Raw genomic sequence first — 25,472 nt, 5'->3', positions numbered from 1 at the left:
TTATTATGTTTGTTGCACTAATAAAACAGTTGGCAGTAATTTTAGAAAAAATGATAGTACCGATAATAATCTTAAGTTTGATATTCATAGGAATATCTTTTTTAATTAATCAGAATAACGCGAAAGATTTACTTTCGGGTTATAACACAATGAGCGATGTAGAAAAACAAAACTTTGACATTGCCACATATGTTCCATATTTCAAAAAATTTAATTTATTTCTTGGATTATCATTATTTTTAATTTCAATATTCATATTGTATTTAGTAAATTCAGATTGGAGTGGAATTTTTATGGGAACATATCCAATATTTTGTTACACCTATTTTATATGGAAAAGCAATCAATTTTACTTACAAAAAACTAAAAAACAAAATATCATTACATCTGTTTTAATCATTTTTATGATTACTATATTGGGGCTAATTCTTTTTGAGTTTAACAATACTCTAAACGATAACGAAATAAAAATTGGAAATAATAAATTGGAAATAACGGGGGATTATGGTTGCGAAATAGATTTGAAAAATATAGAATCAATCACTTTAGAAAATAAAATTCCAGAAATAAGCTCAAAAACAAATGGAGCGGCTCTTGAAATTACTAAAAAAGGATATTTCAATACAAAAGAAAATCAAAATGTAAAACTTTTGATTAATTCAAATAAAAAACCAATAATATTAATAACAACAAAAGATAAAAAAAAGATTTTTTATTCAGCAAAAGAGAAATCTAACAAAGAAATTTACAATGATATAATTAAAAAGATAAACTAAAAAAAACTTCTTCCAAAAGCCGTCTCAAGCAATTGCGAGTTTTGCAGGAAGTTCACGTTTACGTTTCGCAAAACTTTTTATATTTAATAGAAAATAATCAGTTCCGAACTTTGCAACTGCATGAAGCGGCAAAACGATTGGATAATAAATAAATCTAATGCTTTAATCTATGAAATCTAATAAATTTACGAATTTCAAATACTTTCTTTTAATACTTCCTATACTTTTTTCTAGTTGTATTGTTTCAAAGAATAGTGTAGAGGATGATCCATTAGATTTGGTTTTGAAATCCAATAATCCAAAAATTAAAGCAGTTATGGATAATGTAAACGAACATGAACTGCAGATTATTTATACCCAAATTAAAAGAGCTTCAGATGGTACAATTTCATTTAAAGATTACCAATATAATGTGAATGCTAAAAATTATTTTTATCCAGCGAGTACTGTTAAGTTTCCAATTGCCGTGTTAGCACTTGAAAAATTAAATTCTATTGCTCCTCTCTCGGATAGTATTAATTTTTGCTACAAACCAAATGGAACCAAAATAAATTTTAAGAAAGAAATTTCAAAACTGTTTGCTTTAAGTGATAATGAGGCAAGTAATAATTTATTGGAATTTATTGGATTTGATTATTTAAACTCTAAAATGCACAACAAAGGTTTGTCGCCATTCTCAGTGAGTCACCGATTGTCTGTTGCAAATTCTGGTAACAAACAAACTTCAACCATCTATTTGTTTAAAGGAGATAGCTTAATTGCTGAATTACCTTCAGTAACAGGAAGAAAAGTGGATGCTTTACAGCTGAATTTAATTAAAAAAGGGATTGGTTATATTGAAAATGATGCTCAAGTGATGGGTGCTTTCGATTTTTCTTCAAAAAACTATTATCCATTAATTACATTGCATAACACTCTTAAACGACTTTTATTCCCAAATAAATTTCAACTTAATGAACGTTTTAATTTGAATGAAAAAGACCGTGAATTTATTTTATCTTCTATGTATCAATTACCGAGAGAGCAAGGTTTTGATTCGAAAGAGTTTTATGATAGTTATTGTAAATTTTTAATTTTTGGAGATACAAAGGACAAAATTGATTCTACTATTAAAATTTATAATAAAATTGGTCAGGCTTATGGAACTTTGACCGATTGTGCTTACATCATTGATGAGAAAGCGGGAGTTGAATTCATGGTAACTGCTACATTATTAGTCAATAAAAATAAAATTTTCAATGATGGAATTTACGAATATGAAGAAATCGGAATTCCATTTTTAGCAGAACTAGGAAGACAATTGTATACTAAATCGATTCCCAACTAATTGAATCAGATTTTGAATTTATAATGTTTAATTCTACCAATTGGTTTTGAATACGGTCAAGTAGGACTGCATCTATTTTTTCTTGCGACCATTCAGTTAGCCTTAACCATTCTTTGATGTCTTCAATTTTTTGGTTATAGGTTTTTGCTAATTGCTTATCAATATCAGGAATGGCTTTGAAAATTCGTGTTTTGGTATTAATTATTTCAAGAAGCTTTGTAATTATTTCTGGTTGTTTAGCTAATACTACTTCGCGAACGGCAATAACAAAACAAGGCCAAGGAGTAGGGCAGTCGCCTAAGCGTCTAAAAACGCCGTTATCTACCAATGGTTTTGTCATAAAATGTTCCCACATAAAATAATCGGCTGTTCCATCAGTCAAAGCAGTTACCGCACCATCAATAGTATTGACAATTTCAAATTGCAATTCGTTAGTGTTCCAACCTTGATTTTTGGCATTGACATAAGCCATTAATTGAGAGCCAGAACCAAGACGTGAAATGGCAGCTTTTGTTTTCTCTAAATCGGTAAGCGATTGATGATTGGATTGAGCTCCAACATGAATTCCCCAAATTAAAGGTGATTCAACATAAATTTGCACAATCTTAGATGGATTTCCACCAACAATATCTTTAATGATTCCTTCGGTTAAAATTACCGCAATATCAGTACTTCCATCGCGAAGCATTTGACACATTTTTCCAGTTCCTTCAGGCACATCAGTCCATTGTAAATCGATATTTTCCTTTTCAAATTCGCCATTTTCAAGACAAAGATGCCAAGGTAAATTGAAATGTTCCGGAACGCCAACAATTTTTACTTGATTCATTTTTATATATTGATATAAATATCCTAAAGAAATACGTTATTATTTTAAAAAGTGGGATTAATCATTTGCCACCATTTCCAATTAATGCCATCCTCAGCTATATATTCTTCTATAAGATGCATCCCGTTTTTTTCTAAAATATGATTAGAAGCACCATTCTCTGTATGAGTATATGCATTCATTTCTTTAATTTTCATTTGATTGAAACCATATTCAAACCAAGCTTTTGTTGCTTCAGAAGCATACCCTTTGTTCCAAAATTTTTCATTTAAACGATAACCATAATCGTAAAAATTTGTATTCCCATTTTCCACATGATCATTTACAAATTTTATACCTGTCCAACCTATTAACTCCTTTGATTCTTTTAAAATGGTAGAAAATCGACCAATTCCCCTTTCAGAATATTGTTTTTGAACCATTTCAATATAGGCATATATTTCATCTATATTTTCGACTGGTTTTTTCCATAAATATTTATGTACGTTTGGATTTTTGTCCATTTCAAATAGTGATTCAGCATCAGATCTTTCAAATGGGCGTATTAAAAGGCGCTCTGTTTCAATAATTAAATTCATACATCGATTGATTAATTAGCTAATTTATCTAAAGTATAGGCAATCAATTCATCCACAGCTTTGGTAGGATCTTCGCTAAAAGTCCCTGTCGCTCTATTGGCAATTATCGCATTCAATGACAAAGCATGATGACCTAACAAGGCCGAAAGTCCATATATAGCAGTCGTTTCCATTTCGAGATTGGTAATTCGATTGCCGTTAAATTGAAAATGATCCATTTTAGAATTCAAATCGCTATCCTGAATTGGTAATCGCAAAACACGTCCTTGTGGACCGTAAAATCCACCAACAGTACAAGTAATACCTTTATGCATTTGGTTGCTTTCAATTCTTTTTTTTAAAACTTCAGAACACGCAATCGCATAAGGGCGACCTTTTTGCAGGTTCCATTCGGTTTGAGTAATAAAAGCCTCTTCAATGTCTTTATGTGTAACCTCGTCAACTATATACGAACGTAACATATTGTCTAAACCAATTCCGAATTGAGATAATACAAAACTATCAACTGGGATATCGGCTTGAATTGAACCTGAGGTACCAATTCGGATTATATTTAAAGAAGTTAAGTTTTCCTTAGGTTGACGCGTGTTTAAATCAATATTAACCAAAGCGTCCAATTCGTTCAAGACAATATCAATATTATCGGGACCAATTCCGGTTGAAAGGACTGTTAATCGTTTTCCTTTATAGATTCCTGTTTGGGTTTTGAATTCTCTTTTTTGAATTGAAAATTCGATGCTATCAAAGAATTGTGTAATTTTTTCTACACGATCAGGATCACCAACAAAAATAATATCGTGGGCAATGTTTTCCGGTTTCAGATTCAAGTGATACACACTTCCGTCTGGATTTAATATCAATTCTGATGATGCAATCATTTTGTTTTTTGTGTAAAATTAACTTCGTAAATCTAATATTGTATTTCGTATATCGAATTTATCCGCCTACTCGTTTGGTTTTAAATCCTTTCTCTTGGAGCATTTTCATGATACGATCGCGAAAATCCCCTTGAATGATAATCTCACCATCTTTGAATGTTCCGCCCACGGCGAGTTTACTTTTGATTTCTTTGGCTAAAATTTTAAAATCTTCATCAGCACCTTCATAACCTGCAATTATTGTAGTAGGTTTTCCTTTACGCTTTTCGAATTTGCAAATCATAGGCTCAGCTTGAACGAATAATTCATGTTCGTTTTCGAGAGTATCTTCAGGTTCATTTGAAATTTGATGATCAGGAAATAGGTTTTTTAATTGATCTTGTAGGTCCATTTTTCGTATGTATTAGAGATATAAATTAGAACACAGATTTTAAAAATTATAGAAATTTCTTCAATCTGTGTTCTAAATAAATTATAAAAATCTGATTAACTCTATTTCTTAATCAATCCTAATTCCACTAATCGTTCATTCAAATATTCGCCAGCTGTAATGTCATCAAATTGTTTTGGATGTGTTGCATCAATGCATTGTTCCAAACAATTCAGCGGCATATCGCTAACAGGATGCATGAAAAACGGAATAGAATAACGAGAAGTTCCCCACAATTCTCTTGGTGGATTTACTACTTGATGAATGGTCGATTTTAATTTGTTGTTGGTATGTCTTGATAACATATCCCCCACATTAATCATTAACTCGTCAGGCTGTGCCATAGCATCAATCCAATCTCCGTTATGATTTTGTACTTGTAATCCTTTTCCTTGAGCACCCATTAAAAGCGTAATCAAGTTGATGTCTCCATGAGCTGCAGCACGAACTGCACCGTCTTTAGGTTCGTCGGTTATAGGAGGGTAGTGGATTGGTCGAAGAATACTGTTTCCGTCTTTGATAAAATTATCGAAATAAAATTCATCTAATCCTATGTGTAAAGCCAATGCTCTTAAAACATATATACCTGTTTTTTCAAGCATTTGATACGCTTCTTTTCCAGTTGAATTGAAATTAGCCAATTCGTTAACTGTAACATTTTTAGGATATTCGTTAGCGTACTTTGAATCGTCACTTACGTATTGCCCAAAATGCCAAAACTCTTTTAAATCTCCAGCAGAACGACCTTTAGCATGTTCTTTTCCAAAAGAAACATAGCCTCTTTGACCTCCAATTCCTGGAATTTCATATTTTGATTTGGTTTCTAGTGGTAACGAAAAGAAACTTCGCACTTCACTGTATAGATTTTCTACTAATTGATCATCTAAAAAATGACCTTTTAGTGCTACGAAGCCAATATCTTCATAGGCTCTTCCGATTTCATTTACAAATTTTTGTTTACGTGTCGGATCATCCGACAGGAAATCACGCAAGTCAACACTAGGAATTTTTTGCATAGTTGTTTTTATAAATAATGTTTTGGTATGACCACTTACATCTACAAATGTAAATAATTATTTGGGATTAAATTTTCTATTTTTTTTGTCTGAATATATTTTTACAACATTAAAATAAAAAAATGTTATAATTTTATGACAAATTTTAAACGATGAAATTTAATAGAGGTACGTTAGGAGACAATCAATTACTTGAACTTTATAAAAGTATTCTAAAGCCACGAATGATTGAAGAAAAAATGTTGGTGCTCATTCGTCAAGGAAAAGTATCAAAATGGTTTTCTGGAATTGGTCAAGAAGCAATATCTGTAGGAATTACAGCAGCTTTAGATCAAGACGAATACATTCTACCAATGCACAGAAATCTTGGGGTTTTTACCTCACGAAACATCCCCTTGTACCGATTGTTTTCGCAATGGCAAGGAAAAGCAAATGGGTTTACCAAAGGAAGAGATAGAAGTTTTCATTTTGGAAGCCAGCAGTATAAAATTATAGGAATGATATCTCATTTAGGTCCGCAATTAGGAGTTGCTGATGGGATAGCTTTAGCTAATAAATTGTCCAATAATGGTAAAATTACCGCTGTTTTTACAGGCGAAGGTGCTACTTCAGAAGGTGATTTTCATGAAGCTTTAAATGTTGCATCTGTTTGGGATTTACCCGTTCTTTTTGTAATTGAGAATAATGGATATGGCTTGTCAACACCAACTAATGAGCAATATCGTTGTGAGAATTTAGCCGATAAAGGAATTGGTTACGGAATGGAAAGTTATATTGTAGATGGAAATAATGTACTTGAGGTGTATCATTTAATTTCAGATTTAAAGAAATCAATGGAGACTCATCCTCGTCCAATTCTACTTGAATTTAAGACATTCAGAATGAGGGGGCATGAAGAGGCAAGTGGAGTTAAGTACGTTCCGAAAGAATTACTGGATTTATGGGAAGAAAAAGATCCTGTTGAAAATTTTAAAAAGTATTTAATACAGTTAAATATTTTAACTGAAAGCATTGATTTAGAAATTACATCCCATTTTAAAAAAGAGATTGATGAAAGTTGGGCTATTGTAAATAGCGAACCTGATATAGAGGCATTTTATAGTGATGAGCTAGATGATGTGTATAAAGGGTATGATTTTGAGTTAATTAATGCTAATTCAAATGTTTCAAATATACGTTTTATTGATGCGATAAGTAGCAGTCTTAAACAATCTATGCAGCGCCATGATAATCTAGTTATTATGGGGCAAGACATTGCAGAATATGGTGGGGCATTTAAAATAACAGATGGTTTTGTACCACTTTTTGGAAAAGATAGGGTTCGAAATACCCCAATTTGCGAAAGTATTATTGTCTCTGCTGGGATGGGATTATCTATTAATGGATATAAATCTGTAGTAGAAATGCAGTTTGCTGATTTTGTATCCACAGGATTTAATCCTATAGTCAACTTATTGGCTAAATCACATTATCGTTGGCTTGAAAAAGCTGATGTAGTTATACGAATGCCTTGTGGTGCTGGAACTCAAGCCGGACCTTTTCACTCTCAAACTAATGAAGCTTGGTTTACTAAAACCCCTGGATTAAAAGTAGTTTATCCAGCTTTTCCGTATGACGCAAAGGGGTTATTAAATACTGCTATTAACGATCCAAATCCAGTTTTGTTTTTTGAACACAAGAAATTATATCGTAGCATTTATCAGGATGTACCTGATGAGTATTATACACTACCATTTGGAAAAGCGGCACTTGTGAAAGAAGGAGAAGCGGTAACTATAATTTCTTTTGGTGCTGCTGTCCATTGGGCATTGGAAACATTAGAAAAACACACTGACCTTTCAGTAGATTTGATTGATTTGAGAACGCTTCAACCTCTAGATACTGCAACTATATTTGATTCTGTTAAAAAAACGGGTAAGGCAATTATTTATCAAGAAGACTCACTTTTCGGAAGTATTTCAAGTGATATTTCTGCCTTAATTATGGAGAATTGTTTTGAGTATTTAGATGCTCCAGTGGTTAGAGTGGCGAGTTTAGAAAGTCCAATTCCATTCACGAAGGCATTAGAAGATCAATACTTGCCTCTAGGACGATTTGAAAAAGCATTATTAGACTTAATCGCTTATTAATAGACGGTTATCTATTATTTAGTTTAGCTTTTTCTTTAATTATTAAGGCTATTTTTTTGTTTTCAATTTTGCTTTCTAACCAAGAAATGATGTCCAAATATAAAAACGCACGTTTTTCATAGGTGTTTTTCTCTAATTCAATAAAATGTTCTTTCATTTTAATGAATTCCTTTTTTAAATCGCCAGGATAAATCGAATTTAAGTTTTTTAAGAATCGAATAATTTCTTTTTGAACTTCGTTGAGATCATTCATTTTTAAAAGAAATTTATAGGTGCTTTTTAATTGATTTTCTAGGTAGTAATCATTTCCAAGCTCATAATGTAGAATTAAGTAGAGAAGTCGTGAAAAGCACATTAAATCCTCACGCATACTAAGATTTTTGTTATTGATAATTTTATCAAGATATACTAAGGATTCAGTGTATTTTTCATTGCCAAAATAGATACACGCAATTTTATAATAAAAAAGCATTTCATGGTGTTCGTCTAAATGATCACTATGCTTTTTCATTTTATATAATACTTCAGGAATCAAATATTCGCTTTCTGCAAAACTTCCTTCAAGAATATGAAAGTTTAATTTGTTGTTATATAAATATAAGAATGACAAAGAGGATACATTATCATTTACAGGGAATTTGTCATCATTAATGGTTTGTTCCAGTTTTTCAAGATACTTTTTAAAGTTAGTCTTGTATTTCAACATAAAAAGAGACTCTAATAAATAGTGGTTTCCTTTTAAATAAAATACTGGATTTAAACTAATCATAGTAGGGTTATCATAAAAAAGAGTTACCCATTTGTGTGCGTATTTGTAGCATGATAAAAAATCTTGAACAAGAAAACTTCGCCATAAATTGGCATTATAAAACCAATATTTTTCTCTAAACCCAAACTTATTTTCATCAAATTTTGCAATATGTTTATTAAAATAATTGTCTATGTATTGAAGTTCGTCATCATTTTTCACATAGCCAGTTTTTAACATTATTCCATATAGCTGGAGCGATAAATTAGATAATTTGCTAGAAATTGTATTGCTATAATTCAATTCTTTGGCTTGGATTACTAATTCATCTGCTCTTCCTTGAATACTTCTTGTAATGTATTGTGACTCGATTAGTTTTTCAAATTCAACAATTTCATAAGCCATATTTTTCTCGTCATTCTCGATGGCAAGAAGCTTAGTCTTGTCTAAAATTTTCAAACTTTGTTTGTACAGTCCTTTATTGTATAAAATTGTAGCAAAATCAATCTGTTCTCGTAACTGATAACGCATGTTTTGATTAGGAATATTCAAACGAATGCTCACTAATATTTGCTTGTATAAATAGGACTTTAAATTGGATAATTGAATTTTTTTAATACTTCCACTTTTTAAAATAACTTTTTCATCATAGACTTCAGATTTATCTAAAATTGTAAATAATTCTATGAATTTAGTATTCGAACTAGTTTCCAATCGACTAGCGAAAATCTTAAACTGACGTTTTTCCGACTTTGAAAGCGATTTTATTAGTACAAATAAGAAATCTTTTTGATGGTTAGCCATTGTAAAATTATAAGATTTAAATATTTAATTATCAAATACTTACGCTATAATTAAGTTCTTTATGCGCAGTAAATAAACTTTAAATAGATTTTAAAACCAAGTTGATAAAGATAATTTTGTTATAAGATGTGAAATTACATTAAATAAAATAAAATGAATAAGGAAAAAGTTCAAATTTTTGATACTACACTTAGAGATGGAGAACAGGTCCCTGGTTGTAAACTAGATACCGCTCAAAAACTCATTATTGCAAGTAGGTTAGATGAAATGGGAGTTGATATAATTGAAGCAGGTTTTCCAGTGTCAAGTCCAGGCGATTTTTTATCAGTTTCAGAAATTAGTAAGATAGTTAAAAATGCCACAGTTTGTGGTTTAACTAGGGCTGTAAAAAATGACATTGAGGTTGCTGCATCGGCTTTACAATATGCTAAAAAACCTCGTATTCACACAGGAATTGGTACTTCAGAATCCCATATTATTCACAAGTTAAATACGACAAGGGAAGATATAATTTATAGAGCAAAATCAGCAGTTGCTTATGCTAAAACATTTGTCGAAGATGTTGAGTTTTATGCAGAAGATGCGGGTAGAACGGACAATGCTTTTTTAGCAAAAGTTTGTGAAGAAGTTATAAAATCAGGTGCTACTGTTTTGAATATACCAGACACTACAGGCTATTGTTTGCCTGAAGAATATGGAGCGAAAATAAAGTACTTAAAAGAAAATGTAAAAGGAATTGAAAATGTCATTTTATCATGCCATTGTCATAATGATCTTGGTATGGCTACTGCAAATTCTATTGCTGGGGCTGTAAATGGTGCTAGACAAATAGAATGTACAATAAATGGAATAGGAGAAAGAGCAGGTAACACTGCCTTAGAAGAAGTTGTTATGATTTTTAAACAGCATCCTTATTTGAATTTATTTACTTCCATAGATTCCAAACAGCTAAATGAAATGAGTCGTTTAGTTTCTGATAGTATGGGAATGATGGTACAACCTAATAAAGCTATTGTAGGAGCCAACGCCTTCTCTCATAGTTCAGGAATTCATCAAGATGGCGTTATTAAAAATAGAGCGACTTACGAAATTATTGATCCATTGGATGTTGGAGTTAATGAATCATCGATTGTTTTAACCGCAAGAAGTGGCCGAGCTGCCTTAGCGTACAGAGCTAAAAAAGTGGGTTATGAATTAACCAAAATACAGTTGGATATTGCATACACTGAATTTTTGAAATTTGCCGACATAAAAAAAGAAGTCCTTGATCACGATATACATCAAATCGTTGAAGCATGTAATTGTCTTGAAGTTTAAATTAAGTTAATATGAATTTAAAAATAGCCGTATTATCAGGAGATGGAATAGGTCCAGAAGTAACCTTGCAAGCAAAAAAAGTATTGCAAGCTATTGCCTTTGTGCACCAACATGAATTTATTTTCGAAGATGCTTTGATTGGTGCAATAGCAATTGAAAAAACAGGAAAGCCATTGCCTGAGCAAACTTTAAACTTATGTAAAAACACTGATTCTATTTTATTTGGGGCAATTGGAGATCCAAAATACGATTCTGATCCAACATCTAAAATACGTCCAGAGCAAGGATTACTTCAGCTTAGAAAGGAGTTGGGTTTATTTGCCAATATCAGACCAATTAAGGCATATCCTAAGTTAATTAATTCATCACCTGTTAAAAAAGAGGTTATAGAAGGCACTGATTTTGTTGTCTTTAGAGAGTTGAACGGCGGAATGTACTTTGGAAAAAAGACAACTAATGATTCAGGTACTTATGCATCTGATTTATGTGAATACAATGAAGATGAAATTGTAAAAATTTCACATTTAGCTTTTAAAGCAGCACAAACTCGACGTAAAAAAGTCACTTTGGTGGACAAAGCTAATGTATTGGAAACATCTAGATTGTGGAGAAAAGTTGTTACAAAGATTGCTGCAGAATATCCAGACGTTACTTTAGAATGTATGTATGTTGATAATGCTTCGATGCAAATTATTGTAAATCCGAGACAGTTTGATATTTTATTAACTGATAATTTGTTTGGCGATATTTTATCGGATGAAGCTAGTGTTATTTCAGGTTCTATCGGTTTAATGTCATCAGCCTCTTTAGGTGAAAAATATTCTTTATTTGAACCTATTCATGGTTGTTATACTGAAGCTAAAGGAAAGAATATTGCTAATCCAATAGCTTCAATTTTATCGGTTGCCTTGTTACTAGAACATTTTGGTTTGGATGTAGAATCAAAAAAAGTAATTGCAGCTGTCGAAAAAGCTATTGTTAATAATGTAATTACAGTTGATTTAAAAGTAGATTCTCAATTTGGAACCAACGAAGTGGGCGATTTTATTTCTAATTATATTCTTAATGAAGGCGATTTGTATTTTAAAAAGGATTTTGTTCAATTGGGTCAATCAACAATAGTATAGTGAAATTAAAAGTGAAGTTGTTCGTTCTAATAACTTCAAAATAAAAAATAAATAATGGAATTAAATAAATACAGTAAAACAATTACTCAAGACGAAACTCAACCAGCTGCTCAAGCCATGTTCTACGGTATCGGTTTGACAGATGAAGATTTAAATAAAGCTCAAGTAGGTATTGTTAGCATGGGTTATGAAGGAAATACTTGTAACATGCACCTAAATGATTTGGCCAAAGAAATTAAAAAAAGTGTTTGGGACGCTGACTTAGTAGGTCTAATTTTTAATACCGTAGGAGTTAGTGACGGAATGTCAAACGGAACTGATGGAATGCGTTTCTCTTTGGTTTCTAGAGATGTTATTGCAGATTCTATTGAAACTGTAATGGGAGCGCAATGGTATGATTCAATGATTGCAGTTGTTGGATGTGATAAGAATATGCCTGGTTCTGTAATTGCTATGGGTCGAGTGAATCGTCCATCAATTATGGTTTATGGTGGTACAATTCATTCAGGAAAATGGAAAGGAGAATCGTTAAATATTGTTTCTGCTTTTGAAGCATTAGGGAAAAAATTTAATAATACAATTACTCCTGAGGATTTCAAAGGAGTAATCAAAAATTCTTGCCCTGGAGCTGGTGCCTGCGGTGGAATGTATACTGCAAACACCATGTCTTCAGCGATTGAAGCACTTGGAATGAGTTTACCTTACAGTTCTTCTAATCCGGCTTTAAGCCCAGAAAAGCAACAAGAGTGTTTAGATGCAGGAAAAGCGATAAGAATTCTTTTAGAAAAAGATATCAAGCCTAGAGACATTATGACGCGTAAAGCATTTGAAAATGCGATCACTATAATTGCTGTTTTAGCAGGATCTACTAATGCGGTAATGCACATTATCGCAATGGCTCATTCTGTTGGAATTGAAATTACGCTAAATGATTTTCAACAAATAAGTGATAGGACACCAATTCTTGGAGATCTTAAACCAAGTGGTAAATACATGATGGAAGATTTACACGCTGTTGGTGGTGTTCCAGCGGTAATGAAATATTTACTAAAAGTAGGTCTTTTACACGGAGATTGTTTAACAGTAACTGGTAAAACAGTGGCCGAAAATTTAGAGAATGTTCCAGATTTAACTGCGGGACAGGATGTAATTCACGATATAGATAATCCATTAAAACCATCTGGAAACATTCAAATTCTTTATGGAAATTTAGCAACTGAAGGTTGTGTAGCCAAGATCAGTGGAAATGAAGGAGAATATTTTGAAGGAACTGCAGTGGTATTTGAAAGTGAATTTGAAGTCATACCAGGAATACAGAATGGATTAGTTCAACCTGGAAATGTCGTTGTTATTCGATATTGCGGACCAAAAGGCGGCCCTGGAATGCCAGAAATGTTAAAACCAACTTCGGCTATTATGGGAGCTGGTTTAGGTAAATCGGTTGCATTAATTACTGATGGACGTTTTTCAGGAGGCTCTCATGGATTTGTGGTAGGACATATTACCCCGGAAGCCCATGATGGAGGCGGTATTGCACTAATTCAGAATGGAGATGTCATAACAATTGATGCTGTAAATAACACCATTAATTTAAAAATTTCTGAAGAAGAATTCAATCAAAGAAAATTGAATTGGGTTCAACCGCCATTAAAAGTAAGTCAGGGAGTTTTACTGAAATATGCAAGAGCAGTTTCTAGTGCATCTACAGGTTGTGTAACTGACAAATAAATTATCCCAAAGAAAATTAAATTAAGTATCGACATGAGAATAACAGGCGCAGAAGCTATTATTAGAAGCCTACTTGCAGAAGGAGTAGATTTGGTTTATGGATATCCAGGTGGAGCCATTATGCCAGTTTACGATGAATTATATAAGTTTAAAGAGGAGTTACACCATGTTCTGGTTCGTCACGAACAAGGGGCAACGCATGCTGCTCAGGGATTTGCCAGAGCTACTGGTAAAGTAGGGGTTGCAATTGCTACTTCGGGTCCTGGTGCTACTAATTTAGTGACTGGAATTGCCGATGCACAAATTGATTCAACACCAATGGTATGTATTACAGGGCAAGTTGGTAAACATTTATTAGGTTCTGATGCATTTCAGGAAACAGATATCATCAGTATTTCGACTCCTGTAACCAAGTGGAATTACCAAATTACTGAAGCACATGAAATCCCCGAAGTAATAGCAAAAGCATTTTATATCGCTAAATCGGGTCGTCCAGGTCCTGTACTGATTGATATTACTAAAAATGCACAGTTTGACGAATTGGATTTTAGTTATAAAAAATGTACCAGTATTAGAAGTTATGTTCCAAAACCGACTTTACAATTAAATCAAGTACAAGCAGCAGCAGATATAATTAATAGTGCCAAAAAGCCAATGATTGTTTTTGGTCAGGGAATTATACTTGGCGAAGCAGAAGCAGAATTAAAAGCGTTAGTCGAAAAAACAGGAATTCCAGCTGCGTGGACTATTTTAGGATTATCAGCATTACCAACAGATCATCCTTTGAATGTCGGTATGGTAGGCATGCACGGAAATTACGGACCTAATGTTTTGACGAACGAGTGCGATGTTTTTATAGCTTTAGGAATGCGTTTTGATGACCGAGTTACGGGAAATCTAGAAACCTATGCCAAACAAGCTAAAGTTATCCACTTTGAGATTGATCCTGCAGAAGTAGATAAAAATGTAAAAGCTGATGTTGCAGTTTTAGGAGATGTAAAAGAAGCATTAACTGCAATTATTCCACTTTTGGAAGCGAAAACACACGAGTCTTGGCACAACCAATTTAAAGAGAAATATGCAATTGAATTAGAAACAGTTATTAATGACGAATTGCAACCCAAAAAAGAAGGAATTTCTATGGGGGAAACCATTGAAATGATTAACAAACATTCTAAAGGTGATGCTATTATGGTATCTGATGTGGGTCAGCACCAAATGTTTACCTGTCGTTATTCTAAATTCAATTCCTCTAAAAGTAATATTACTTCCGGAGGTCTTGGAACCATGGGATTTGCATTACCCGCAGCCATTGGTGCTAAAATGGGTCAACCCAATCGCGAAGTAGTTGCTATTATTGGAGATGGAGGTTTCCAAATGACCATTCAAGAATTAGGAACTATTTTTCAAACTAAGGTTCCGGTAAAAATTGTAGTATTAAATAACGAATTCTTAGGAATGGTGCGTCAATGGCAACAATTGTTTTTTGACAAACGTTATGCTTCTACCGAAATGATCAATCCGAACTTTGTCGCTATTGCCGAAGGCTATTATATTAAAGCTAAGAAAGTCACAAAACGTGAAGATTTAGATGCAGCAGTTGCCGAAATGATGGCTTCGAAAGAATCCTATTTCTTAGAAGTTTTGGTAGAAAAAGAAAATAACGTATTCCCAATGATTCCAACAGGAGCTTCGGTTTCTGATATCCGATTAAGTTAATACTATGGAAAATAAAACATTCACCATTTCTGTATATTCAGAAAACAACGTGGGCTTATTAAATAGAATATCAGTAATATTCTTAAAACGTCATATCAATATTTTAAGTTTAAACGTATCCGAATCGGAAATCGAAAATGTATCTCGATTTGTAATTGTAGTAGATACAACTGAAAAATGGGTTAAAAATATTGTAGGTCAAATTGAAAAACAAATTGAAGTTATCAAAGCGTTTTATCATATTGATGACGAGACAATTTTCTTAGAAAGTGCAATTTTCAAAATCAATTCAAGTTTATTGTTTGACGAGAGACAAATTCAAAATATTATCAAGGAAAGTCATTCCGAAATGGTTACGGTTTCTAGAGACTTTTTTGTCATTTCAAAAACGGGAAGACGTTCAGAAATTGATGAGTTATATGCAAAATTAAAACCTTTCGGAATTATGCAATTTGTGCGCTCCGGAAGAATTTCGGTTTCCAAAGAAAAAATGGAAATCACCAGTTTATTAGAAGAATTACAATCATAAATTAAATAGTAAAAAATGGCAAATTATTTCAATTCATTACCACTAAGATTACAATTAGAACAATTAGGAGTTTGTGAATTCATGGATCAATCAGAATTCGCAGAAGGAACTCAAGCATTAGCTGGTAAAAAAGTAGTAATCGTAGGATGTGGAGCTCAAGGTTTGAACCAAGGTTTAAATATGAGAGATTCAGGTTTAGATATTTCTTACGCTTTACGTGCTGAAGCTATTGCAGATAAAAGAGTTTCGTTCAAAAACGCTTCTGATAACGGTTTTAAAGTGGGAACCTATGAAGAATTAATTCCAACTGCCGACTTAGTATGTAACCTTACTCCAGACAAACAACATACAGCAGTTGTAACTGCAATTATGCCGTTAATGAAAAAAGGGGCAACACTAGCGTATTCTCACGGTTTCAATATTGTTGAGGAAGGAATGCAAATTCGCAAAGACTTAACTGTGATTATGTGCGCGCCAAAATGTCCTGGTTCTGAGGTTCGTGAAGAATACAAAAGAGGATTTGGTGTTCCAACATTAATTGCTGTTCACCCAGAAAATGATCCAAATGGAGTAGGTTTGGCTCAAGCCAAAGCCTATGCTGTTGCAACTGGTGGGCATAGAGCAGGAGTTTTACGTTCTTCTTTTGTAGCTGAAGTAAAATCAGATTTAATGGGAGAACAAACTATCCTTTGTGGTTTATTACAAACAGGTTCAATTTTATGTTTTGACAAAATGGTTGCTGAAGGTATAGATGCTGGATATGCTTCTAAATTAATTCAATACGGATGGGAAACTATCACTGAAGGATTAAAACATGGAGGTATCACTAATATGATGGATCGTTTGTCCAATCCTGCAAAAATTGCTGCTTTCAAAGTTGCAGAAGAATTGAAAGTCATCATGCGTCCATTGTTTCAAAAACACATGGATGATATTATTTCTGGTCACTTTTCTAAAACAATGATGGAAGACTGGGCTAATGATGATAAAAATTTATTGGCTTGGAGAGCGGCTACTGGAGAAACGAATTTCGAAAAAACACCAGCAGGTGCTGTTGAAATCTCTGAGCAAGAATATTACGACAACGGCGTATTGATGGTTGCGATGGTGAAAGCTGGAGTTGAATTGGCTTTTGAAGCAATGACTGATTCTGGAATTATTGAAGAATCAGCTTATTACGAGTCGTTACATGAAACACCACTTATTGCTAATACTATTGCAAGAAAGAAATTATTTGAAATGAATCGTGTAATTTCAGATACTGCAGAATACGGATGTTATTTATTTGACCACGCTTGCAAGCCATTAATTGCTGACTATGTTAAAAATGCACCATCTAATTTGATAGGTCGTCCATTTAACAATGGTAATAATGGTGTAGATAATAAAGAATTAATTGAAGTGAACAGCATCATTCGTAATCATCCAGTTGAAGAAGTAGGGGCATGGTTAAGAGAATCAATGACTTCGATGAAAAAAATCGTATAATTTCAGTTACAGGAATTACGCATTTAATGTTAATTAATCGGCATTATATCATTATAAATCCCAAATTTTGAATTAGTTAGCAATTTTGAGACTAACAGATATAAAGTAGTGCCAATTACAGTTACTTCACTTAAAACAAAGTGAAGTGATGTAATTCCTAAGTTCTATTGATTAGGTTTTTTGAATTTTGTTTGTAAAAAGCGAGATAGTTTATACTATCTCGCTTTTTTAGTTTTACAATAAAAAAAGGATACCATTTTTTTGCTAAATTTGAAGAACAATATTTGATTTTTAAAATTTAGCCCCATATTAAATTTAAATGTTGTAACCATACATAGATTAAATAGTTTTATAAAAATAGAGGAATTATGAGTTACTATAAGATTGACAATTTTGAACAATATTTCAAACATTATAATAAATCCATTCGTGAACCTAGAAAATTCTGGGGAAAAATAGCGGAAGAAAACTTTACTTGGTACCAACAATGGGACAAGGTAGTGGACTTTGATATGGAGAATGCCGATATTAAATGGTTCACCGAAGCTAAAGTAAATATTGTAAAAAATTGCATCGATAGACATCTTGCTAAAAGAGGAGAGAAAACAGCAATCATTTTTGAACCTAATGATCCTTCTGAAGAAGCGCAGCATATTACCTATAATGATTTGTACGAAAGAGTGGGTAAAATGGCCAATGTTTTGAGAGAACAGGGTATTAAAAAAGGGGATCGTGTTTGTATTTATTTACCAATGATTCCAGAATTAGCAGTTGCTGTTTTAGCTTGTGCAAGAATAGGAGCCATTCACTCTGTTGTTTTTGCTGGATTTTCTGCTTCGGCAGTAGCCTCAAGAATTAACGATTCTGAATGCAAAATGGTCATTACTTCCGATGGTGGGTATAGAGGTAATAAAACAATTGATTTGAAAGGTATCGTTGATGATGCATTATTGAATTGTCCAACCGTTAGTTCTGTTTTAGTAGCGAAGAGAACGAATACTCCAGTTCATATGAAAGAAGGACGTGACCAATGGTTGCAACCACTTTTAGAGGATGCTTTGACCAATAATGTTGCCGAAATAATGGATGCTGAAGATCCTTTGTTCATTCTTTATACTTCAGGTTCAACCGGGAAACCAAAAGGTATGGTGCATACTACAGCTGGGTATATGGTCTACACAGCTTATACTTTCAAAAATGTTTTCAACTATGAAGAGAATGATATTTTTTGGTGTACAGCTGATATTGGTTGGATTACAGGACATTCGTATATTCTATACGGACCGTTGTTAAATGGAGCTACAACTTTAATTTTTGAAGGAGTTCCTTCGTATCCAGACTTTAGTCGTTTTTGGGAAGTGATTGAAAAACATAGAGTCACTCAATTTTATACTGCTCCAACTGCTATTCGTGCTTTAGCGAAAGAAAGTTTAGATTATGTTCAAAAATTTCCTTTCAAATCACTAAAAGTGATCGGATCTGTTGGCGAACCTATCAATGAAGAGGCTTGGCACTGGTACAATGACCACGTGGGTGGTAAAAAATGTCCTGTAGTAGATACTTGGTGGCAAACTGAAACCGGTGGTATTTTAATTTCACCAATTGCTTTTGTAACGCCAACAAAGCCGACCTATGCAACACTTCCTTTGCCAGGTATTCAACCCGTTTTGATGGATGATAAACGTAACGAAATTGAAGGAAATCAAGTAGTAGGAAGTTTGTGTATCAAATTTCCTTGGCCAGGAATTGCAAGAACTATTTGGGGAGATCACCAACGATATAAAGAAACCTATTTCAGTGCTTTTCCAGGGAAGTATTTTACTGGAGATGGCGCTTTGCGTGACGAGGTAGGCTATTATAGAATTACAGGTCGTGTAGATGATGTAGTGATTGTTTCTGGACACAATTTAGGAACTGCTCCAATTGAAGACGCAATTAACGAACATCCAGCGGTGGCTGAATCAGCTATTGTAGGCTTTCCACACGATATTAAAGGAAATGCCCTATATGGATTTGTAATATTGAAAGAAACAGGAGAGTACCGCGATCGAGATAACTTAAGTAGGGAAATTAATCAACACGTTTCTGACCACATTGGGCCTATTGCTAAGTTGGATAAAATCCAGTTCGTTTCAGGCTTGCCTAAAACTCGTTCCGGAAAAATTATGCGTAGAATTTTGCGTAAAATTGCTGAAGGTGATTTTTCTAATTTTGGTGATATCACCACTTTGTTAAATCCTGAAATTGTAGATGAAATAAAGGATGGAAAGTTATAAGTTGATTGTCATAACTATAAAAGGCATTATCATTTGATAATGCCTTTTTTTATTTTAATCCTAATCTGGATTTTAATTTTAAAAACAACAATCCCATTTTATAGGCTTCTTCCGATGCAGAGTTTCGGTCACTTATTGGAACTTTATACAAAGTACATAATTCGTCTAATGTGAATTGTTTGTTATTGATGTCATTCAATCTGCAATGCATAATTTCTAGATCAAGTGGTTCATTTTTAAGCCTTCCACAATCCATTTTTTCTAACGCGGTATTGATTATTTCTACATCTGTATCAATTCGGTATCCAACTAAAGTAGCATTGCCAATATATTGTAATAAGGATTGAATTGCTTCGGGTTCTCCTAATTTTTGAAGTTTACTTTCTACAATAAACTCGTTAGAAAGTTCATTATCATGCAGAAATTTGTATTGTAATAGAACTACTTCAAAATTATCTCCAATAAGCAAACTATCATTAACTACTCCAAAACATCCAAAAGACAGAATAACGTCTTTGTCTGGATTTAATCCCGTTTTTTCGGTAGAAAGAATGACATATCGGTTTGATTTTTGGTCAAATTTAGATAGGTATTCCTTCCAGAATTCAGGATGTTCTTTAGTAATATTTTTAAGCCAATCTAACATAATTATGAAAATTGAGTAAGTTGGAATTTATCTTTAATTAACTCTTCTAGTTCTCTCATTGGCGCAAGTGCATTTTTCAATCGCTCTTTGTCTAATTTATTCAATTCGTTTAGATTAATATATTGTCCAGCATCTTCGTTTTTTAAACCTTCAACCGTTCTAAATTTGGATAAAGTTAAAAAGGCTTCTGCACAATTAATATAAATTTCAGCATTTCGCGGATCTGCAATAGCCAATTGCTTGAAACGAGAGTAGGTATTATTAACCCCTTTAATTCCGTAACTTAATGCAAAAAGTCGTGCACTGTCAATCAATGGAAGTAAGGCACGCGTTTTAATATCAAATTTATCTTTGTTTAGCCCTTCTTCTTCAACAATAAATTTCTTAAAGAAACTAAGCGGAGCATTATTTCTCAAGGCATCATTACCTAAAAAATCAAAGAATAATGTATTGTTTTTGGCATTATTATAAATAACATTTTCTATTGCTTCCTCAATCTTTGATTCCCCAAAAGCCATTTCGTAATCAAAGAAAATACTACTCAAGTCATTACTATTTTTACCTGGAGTATTCATCCAACTGTTATATTGATTGGTCCAGTCAGTCAGTGATTTACACCAAAGAGTATTACTGCCCATATGACCGTTTGGACATAATGAATAACCTATTTTTTCTAGGTTGGCTGTAGAGCGCTTGGCTAATTTTAAGAAATAATCTTTAACTTCTCTGTATTTATCAGGAACTACATCTTCAAATACTAAAATACTATCTTGATCAGTTAGTAATAATTGTTCTTTACGGCCTTGGCTACCAATGCATAACCAAGCAAAACGAGCAGGAGGGGAGCCAAGATCCAAAATAGCTAATTCAACTGAACGTTTGATTAGTGCCAAATTAATTTCGCTTGCAATATTATAGATATGAAAAAGCGGAATGTTTTTATGGATAGAACTCTGAATAATAGTAGTTAATCTTTCGCGAAGTTGCTTTAAATCTTCTGCAGACTGAGTTCGTTTGATTTGCTTAATTAATACTCCAGGGTTATTGGCTTGAGAAACAATTAAATCGTGTTCAGAAATAATTCCTTTGACCTCAGATTGGTTGGTTCCATCCGATGTTGCAATTAAATGCGTTACGTTATTTTTTAACATAACTAATTGGGCTTCTGCCAAAGAAATATTTTCTACTACAGTAACCACTGGATTAGTCATAATTTTATCAATGGTAGCAGTAATAGGGAATCGGCCCGTTGCAATTTTGGTGCTCATATCGGTATGAGTTACAATTCCAATAGGAATAAAATTATTATTTGTTATAATAATACTATTAGAAAGGTTTTCAGCCATAGTTTTTGCTACATCCATTATGATAGCATCGGCTGAAGTTGTCAACGGAACTCTATTGTAATTTAAGGATTGAAAATACTGTAAATCAGAGGATTGCTGGTCAGCATACACCACATTATCTGAAAGTAATTTACCTCTAATATTCTTATCGTTTGGATTATTAGTATTGGTTGCGAAACTTTCCAACAAAAAATCCAATACATTCGGATTATTAGCTACAAAAGGTCTAAAAGTTGCAATTGGTATTGCATAAACAATACATTCTTGTCGCGCTTTTGCAGTCATCATATAATTGTTTTTAGCAAAAAATGGACGCAATCCAAAAATATCCCCTTCGTGACATTTGTTCAATAAAGTTTCCTCAGCATCAGCTATAACAGACAAATGAATTACCCCAGAAGCTACAACATAAAAGCAATCGTGTAATTTGTCATCAATTTGAAATAAAGCCTTGTATTTTTCTAAATTAACAACACGAATATTGGTCGCTATTTCTGATAATTCTTCAAAAGTCAAATTATCAAACGGCGGATATTTTTTTAAAAAATCAGCAATATGTTCTGCAACAGTATTCATAATGTGTGAGGAATAATTTTTATGATTGCTAATTTAGGTATTTTAAGAAGGGAACACAAGAGTTAATAAAAAATACTATTAACTTATTTAGAGTAGTATTTGTTAATTGATTAGTAGCTTTTAAATATTCTATTTTACATAATATAAATTATAGTTCAATTATATTTATTATAAAATAGGACGATATCTAGCCAACTTGAAACAATTATTATCTTTTATGCTTTATAACAGGCTGTTCTGTAGTAGTAATCATTTGTTTTAAATGATTAGCCAATAATTTTTCAATCAATTCGTCCTTAGTTAAATGATGAAAAATCGTTTTAACTTTAGTTTTAAGTTCCGAATCAACTTCGTGATTAGGTTTCGTTTTAAAAATTTTCTTAGCCCACAGTAATGTATTGTTTTCTTCAATACTGGCAACTGTAGGTTTTTTAAATTCAGAAAATTGAATTCCTAATTCTTTTTCAAAATCAGCTATTTCTCCAACTTCTTCTGCTTGTAAAACGGTTAATGAAAGTCCTTTTGCTCCAGCTCTTGCTGTTCTTCCGCTTCGATGTACATAAGCTTCATAAACATCTGGCAAATGGTAATTTACCACGAAAGCAACATCGGCTACATCAATTCCTCTTGAAGCTAAATCGGTTGCAATCAAAATACTGATATGTCCTTCACGAAATTGTCCCATAATTCGGTCACGAATTCCTTGAGATAAACTGCCGTGTATGGCTCCTGACGAAAATTTATTGATGGCTAGATTTTTAGCTAATTTGTTTACAGCAGCTTTGGTTTTACAAAAAATAATTCCACGTTCGCCTTCTCTAGAATTTAAAAAATGCATTAAAACATCTAATTTTTCAATAGGATCTACTACAATATAATGATGATCAATTCCTTGATTGCCAATAGTTTCCATATTGGCACTAATTTCTACTACATTTTTAGATAAGTAGTTCTGAATTAACTGTTTTATAGTTCCGGGTAAAGTAGCTGAAAATAAAAAAGTTCTATGTTTTTTTGGCAATTCAGCCACTATTTCATCTAAACTTTCTTTTAAAATACTAACCATCTCATCCGCTTCGTCTAAAACTAGAAATTGTGTATCTTTTAAGTTAATTGCTTTTCTTTGGATCAAATCAATCAATCTTCCAGGGGTTGCTACAACAATATGTGTAGGTGTTTTTAGCCTTTCTATTTGAGGTTTTATTGGGATTCCCCCGCAAGTAGCTGCTATTGAAATTCCATTTATATTCTTTGAAAATTGTTCTAAATTAGTGTGGATTTGATGTCCCAACTCACGTGTTGGTACCAAAATAACAGCTTGAATATTAGCCTTCTCAATTTGAATTAACTGTAAAAGGGGTAATCCAAAAGCAGCAGTTTTTCCTGTACCAGTTTTTGCAAGTCCAACTATATCAGTAGTGTTAGCTAGTAATTGCGGAATTACTTTTTGCTGAATCTCTGTAGGTTCAACAATTTTCAATTCAGTTAATACTTCTACTAAAGGATTTGAAATTCCTAATTCAGAAAATTGGTTAGCCATATTTTTGTTTTTTGTGTCGGATTAAATAAAAATTTAATCCGCTTCATTCATTATTTTTTCTCGGTACTTCTTCCCTATTAAAAGTGTCAATTTCATTTTGTAATCTTCTACTAACCATTCGCGGTAATTTTTACTGCATTGGCTCAAACATTTTGAGAAACGTTTTACTCGACATTCAATGTCTTCTTCCAATTCTCGTGCTAAGGTTTTTGCAGCTTGCAAATCTTCAGTATTGTCTACACACATTGTGGCGTGTTGTTCTAAAGACTTCTCGAGTACAACCTTAGAACGTAAATTTTGACGAATAACTTGTTTGTGTTCTTCATCTACATCAAAGGTTACGACTTTAGTTTTGCTGAATTTTGCACGTAATTCGGGAGGCATTTCATATTTAAAATACAGCTCAATTTCGGCATCATCACGAAGATTCTCTAAATAATACTCAGGAGATTTAAATATATGCTGCCAATTGACAGGATCACTCCATAATCCGAATCGTGCCGCATTATTTCCTAAATCAATTACTGTAAACTCGTCTTTATTTTCTAGTTTTCTTGAACCACGTCCAATCATTTGAAAATATAAAGTCAATGATTTGGTTGCTCTATTCAATATTATAGTCTCAACTGTTGGCTCATCAAAGCCTGTAGTTAGAATTCCGACTGAGGTTAAAATTGCATTAGGTGTATGTTTAAACCAATGTAAAATGTCTTTGCGCTCTTCTGTACTGCTAGTATTATCAAGATGTCTTACATCATACCCCGCTTCTCTAAATGTTTCATAAACATATAGTGAAGTATTGATACCGTTGTTAAAAATTAAGGTTTTCTTTCCTAATGATTTCTCGGTATAGGCATGCAATAATTTTTCTTGCATTGCCATATTGGTATATAAATCATCTGATGATTTTACCGTATAATCACCATTGATTCCTACTTTTAGTGAAGTCAATCCAACATCATAACTATAGGTAATGGCTTTTGCTAAAAATCCTTTATCAATCAATGATTGTATTGTATCGCCTACAATTAATTCATCGTAGTTTTGATGCATTGGAAGTTTGATATTCGAACTTAAAGGGGTTGCAGTAACTCCCAAAATAAAGGCTTTTTTGAATGAACTCAGTAATTTTCTAAATGAGTTGTAATGTGCTTCGTCAATAATCACTAAACCTACATTATCCAAATGCAATTTTTCATCATTGATTCGGTTTTTAAGGGTTTCTACCATTGCAACAAAACAAGAATAATCGTTTTGATCTGGAAGCTCTTTTACATTACTATTGATGATTTTATTCTTAACACCAAACCCTTTTAGCATTTTAGAAGTCTGTTTGCATAACTCAATTCGGTGCGTCAATACAACAACTTTCTTATCGTGTTTTTGAATATATCTACGAACAATTTCAGAAAAGATTACTGTTTTCCCACCACCTGTTGGTAGCTGATATAATAAATGATGTTGAGGAGAGGCGTTGTCAATGCGCTCAAAAATGGCATCTATATCCCCTTTTTGGTAATCATAGAGCTCTTTTCGTTCTTCAAATTCAGGTTCTAAAGTGTTTTGAGGCATTTTTTGTTTTGGATTTTTGCAAAAATACACCTAAAAAACAGTTAAACCGTAATAATTATTCTAAAATAAGGAAGCGATATTAAAAATAAATAA

General features: G+C 32.8%; 20 protein-coding genes. 10 read left to right on the top strand and 10 right to left on the bottom strand.

Going from position 1 to position 25,472, the window contains the following annotated elements; all coding sequences use genetic code 11:
- The first annotated feature begins 5 nt into the window (after window positions 1-5).
- Both LPC20_RS08840 and LPC20_RS08835 read left to right on the top strand, forming a co-directional pair.
- Window positions 6-776 (top strand): DUF3784 domain-containing protein, encoded by a 771-nt coding sequence (locus LPC20_RS08840; RefSeq protein ID WP_229324566.1) that lies wholly within the window; start codon window positions 6-8, stop codon window positions 774-776.
- A 169-nt stretch (window positions 777-945) separates the two neighbouring features.
- A complete protein-coding gene (locus LPC20_RS08835; protein WP_229324564.1) occupies window positions 946-2,103 on the top strand; it encodes a serine hydrolase in 1,158 nt (385 codons plus the stop codon).
- On the opposite strand, the gene LPC20_RS08830 is transcribed toward LPC20_RS08835, so the two are convergent.
- The 5 genes from LPC20_RS08830 to LPC20_RS08810 form a co-directional block, all read right to left on the bottom strand.
- Window positions 2,084-2,932 carry a substrate-binding domain-containing protein gene (locus LPC20_RS08830; protein WP_229324562.1) on the bottom strand — a complete coding sequence of 283 codons (849 nt, stop codon included), beginning with the start codon at window positions 2,930-2,932 and terminating at the stop codon, window positions 2,084-2,086. The two genes, LPC20_RS08835 and LPC20_RS08830, sit on opposite strands and share 20 nt — an antisense overlap.
- A gap of 44 nt (window positions 2,933-2,976) precedes the next feature.
- Window positions 2,977-3,510, bottom strand: coding sequence for a GNAT family N-acetyltransferase (locus LPC20_RS08825; RefSeq protein WP_229324560.1), 534 nt, complete (start codon window positions 3,508-3,510; stop codon window positions 2,977-2,979).
- 11 nt (window positions 3,511-3,521) lie between these two features.
- Window positions 3,522-4,388 carry a nucleoside phosphorylase gene (locus LPC20_RS08820; protein ID WP_229324558.1) on the bottom strand — a complete coding sequence of 289 codons (867 nt, stop codon included), beginning with the start codon at window positions 4,386-4,388 and terminating at the stop codon, window positions 3,522-3,524.
- 58 nt (window positions 4,389-4,446) lie between these two features.
- Entirely contained in the window at window positions 4,447-4,779 is a 333-nt protein-coding gene (locus LPC20_RS08815) for a translation initiation factor (protein WP_229324556.1), read from the bottom strand.
- Window positions 4,780-4,880: 101 nt separating this feature from the next.
- Window positions 4,881-5,834, bottom strand: a complete 954-nt coding sequence (locus LPC20_RS08810) for an isopenicillin N synthase family dioxygenase (protein WP_229324555.1) — start codon at window positions 5,832-5,834, stop codon at window positions 4,881-4,883.
- 152 nt (window positions 5,835-5,986) lie between these two features.
- On the opposite strand from LPC20_RS08810, the gene LPC20_RS08805 reads away from it, so the two are divergent.
- Window positions 5,987-7,963: an alpha-ketoacid dehydrogenase subunit alpha/beta gene (locus LPC20_RS08805; protein WP_229324553.1), complete on the top strand. Its 1,977-nt coding sequence runs from the start codon at window positions 5,987-5,989 to the stop codon at window positions 7,961-7,963.
- A gap of 7 nt (window positions 7,964-7,970) precedes the next feature.
- On the opposite strand, the gene LPC20_RS08800 is transcribed toward LPC20_RS08805, so the two are convergent.
- Complete coding sequence (locus tag LPC20_RS08800; protein WP_229324551.1) at window positions 7,971-9,515, bottom strand: hypothetical protein; 1,545 nt, start codon at window positions 9,513-9,515, stop codon at window positions 7,971-7,973.
- Between the two features lie 153 nt (window positions 9,516-9,668).
- On the opposite strand from LPC20_RS08800, the gene LPC20_RS08795 reads away from it, so the two are divergent.
- The 7 genes from LPC20_RS08795 (at window position 9,669) to acs (ending at window position 19,699) form a co-directional block, all read left to right on the top strand.
- On the top strand, window positions 9,669-10,832 hold the full coding sequence (locus tag LPC20_RS08795) for a 2-isopropylmalate synthase (RefSeq protein ID WP_229324549.1): 1,164 nt from the start codon (window positions 9,669-9,671) through the stop codon (window positions 10,830-10,832).
- An 11-nt stretch (window positions 10,833-10,843) separates the two neighbouring features.
- Entirely contained in the window at window positions 10,844-11,959 is a 1,116-nt protein-coding gene (leuB, locus tag LPC20_RS08790) for a 3-isopropylmalate dehydrogenase (RefSeq protein WP_229324547.1), read from the top strand.
- 54 nt (window positions 11,960-12,013) lie between these two features.
- Complete coding sequence (gene ilvD / locus LPC20_RS08785; RefSeq protein ID WP_229324545.1) at window positions 12,014-13,687, top strand: dihydroxy-acid dehydratase; 1,674 nt, start codon at window positions 12,014-12,016, stop codon at window positions 13,685-13,687.
- A gap of 33 nt (window positions 13,688-13,720) precedes the next feature.
- On the top strand, window positions 13,721-15,406 hold the full coding sequence (gene ilvB / locus LPC20_RS08780) for a biosynthetic-type acetolactate synthase large subunit (RefSeq protein WP_229324543.1): 1,686 nt from the start codon (window positions 13,721-13,723) through the stop codon (window positions 15,404-15,406).
- A 4-nt stretch (window positions 15,407-15,410) separates the two neighbouring features.
- Window positions 15,411-15,935: an acetolactate synthase small subunit gene (gene ilvN, locus LPC20_RS08775; protein WP_229324541.1), complete on the top strand. Its 525-nt coding sequence runs from the start codon at window positions 15,411-15,413 to the stop codon at window positions 15,933-15,935.
- 15 nt (window positions 15,936-15,950) lie between these two features.
- Window positions 15,951-17,423 (top strand): ketol-acid reductoisomerase, encoded by a 1,473-nt coding sequence (gene ilvC / locus LPC20_RS08770; protein ID WP_229324539.1) that lies wholly within the window; start codon window positions 15,951-15,953, stop codon window positions 17,421-17,423.
- Between the two features lie 368 nt (window positions 17,424-17,791).
- The gene (gene acs, locus LPC20_RS08765) at window positions 17,792-19,699 is read left to right on the top strand and encodes an acetate--CoA ligase (protein WP_229324537.1); all 1,908 of its coding nucleotides are present in this window, start codon (window positions 17,792-17,794) and stop codon (window positions 19,697-19,699) included.
- A gap of 49 nt (window positions 19,700-19,748) precedes the next feature.
- Here the strand turns inward: acs and LPC20_RS08760 are convergent, their stop codons facing one another.
- The 4 genes from LPC20_RS08760 to LPC20_RS08745 form a co-directional block, all read right to left on the bottom strand.
- Complete coding sequence (locus LPC20_RS08760) at window positions 19,749-20,345, bottom strand: exonuclease domain-containing protein (RefSeq protein ID WP_229324535.1); 597 nt, start codon at window positions 20,343-20,345, stop codon at window positions 19,749-19,751.
- 2 nt (window positions 20,346-20,347) lie between these two features.
- Window positions 20,348-22,267 (bottom strand): DUF294 nucleotidyltransferase-like domain-containing protein, encoded by a 1,920-nt coding sequence (locus LPC20_RS08755; protein ID WP_229324533.1) that lies wholly within the window; start codon window positions 22,265-22,267, stop codon window positions 20,348-20,350.
- A 208-nt stretch (window positions 22,268-22,475) separates the two neighbouring features.
- Window positions 22,476-23,807, bottom strand: a complete 1,332-nt coding sequence (locus LPC20_RS08750) for a DEAD/DEAH box helicase (protein ID WP_229324531.1) — start codon at window positions 23,805-23,807, stop codon at window positions 22,476-22,478.
- Window positions 23,808-23,840: 33 nt separating this feature from the next.
- Window positions 23,841-25,379, bottom strand: a complete 1,539-nt coding sequence (locus tag LPC20_RS08745) for a DEAD/DEAH box helicase (protein ID WP_229324529.1) — start codon at window positions 25,377-25,379, stop codon at window positions 23,841-23,843.
- Window positions 25,380-25,472 lie beyond the last annotated feature (93 nt).

The sequence above is a fragment of the Flavobacterium ammonificans genome (assembly GCF_020886115.1).
GTDB lineage: Bacteria > Bacteroidota > Bacteroidia > Flavobacteriales > Flavobacteriaceae > Flavobacterium > Flavobacterium ammonificans.
The sequence above is the reverse complement of the archived record's forward strand: the minus strand, read 5'-3'. Positions and strand labels throughout refer to the sequence as shown.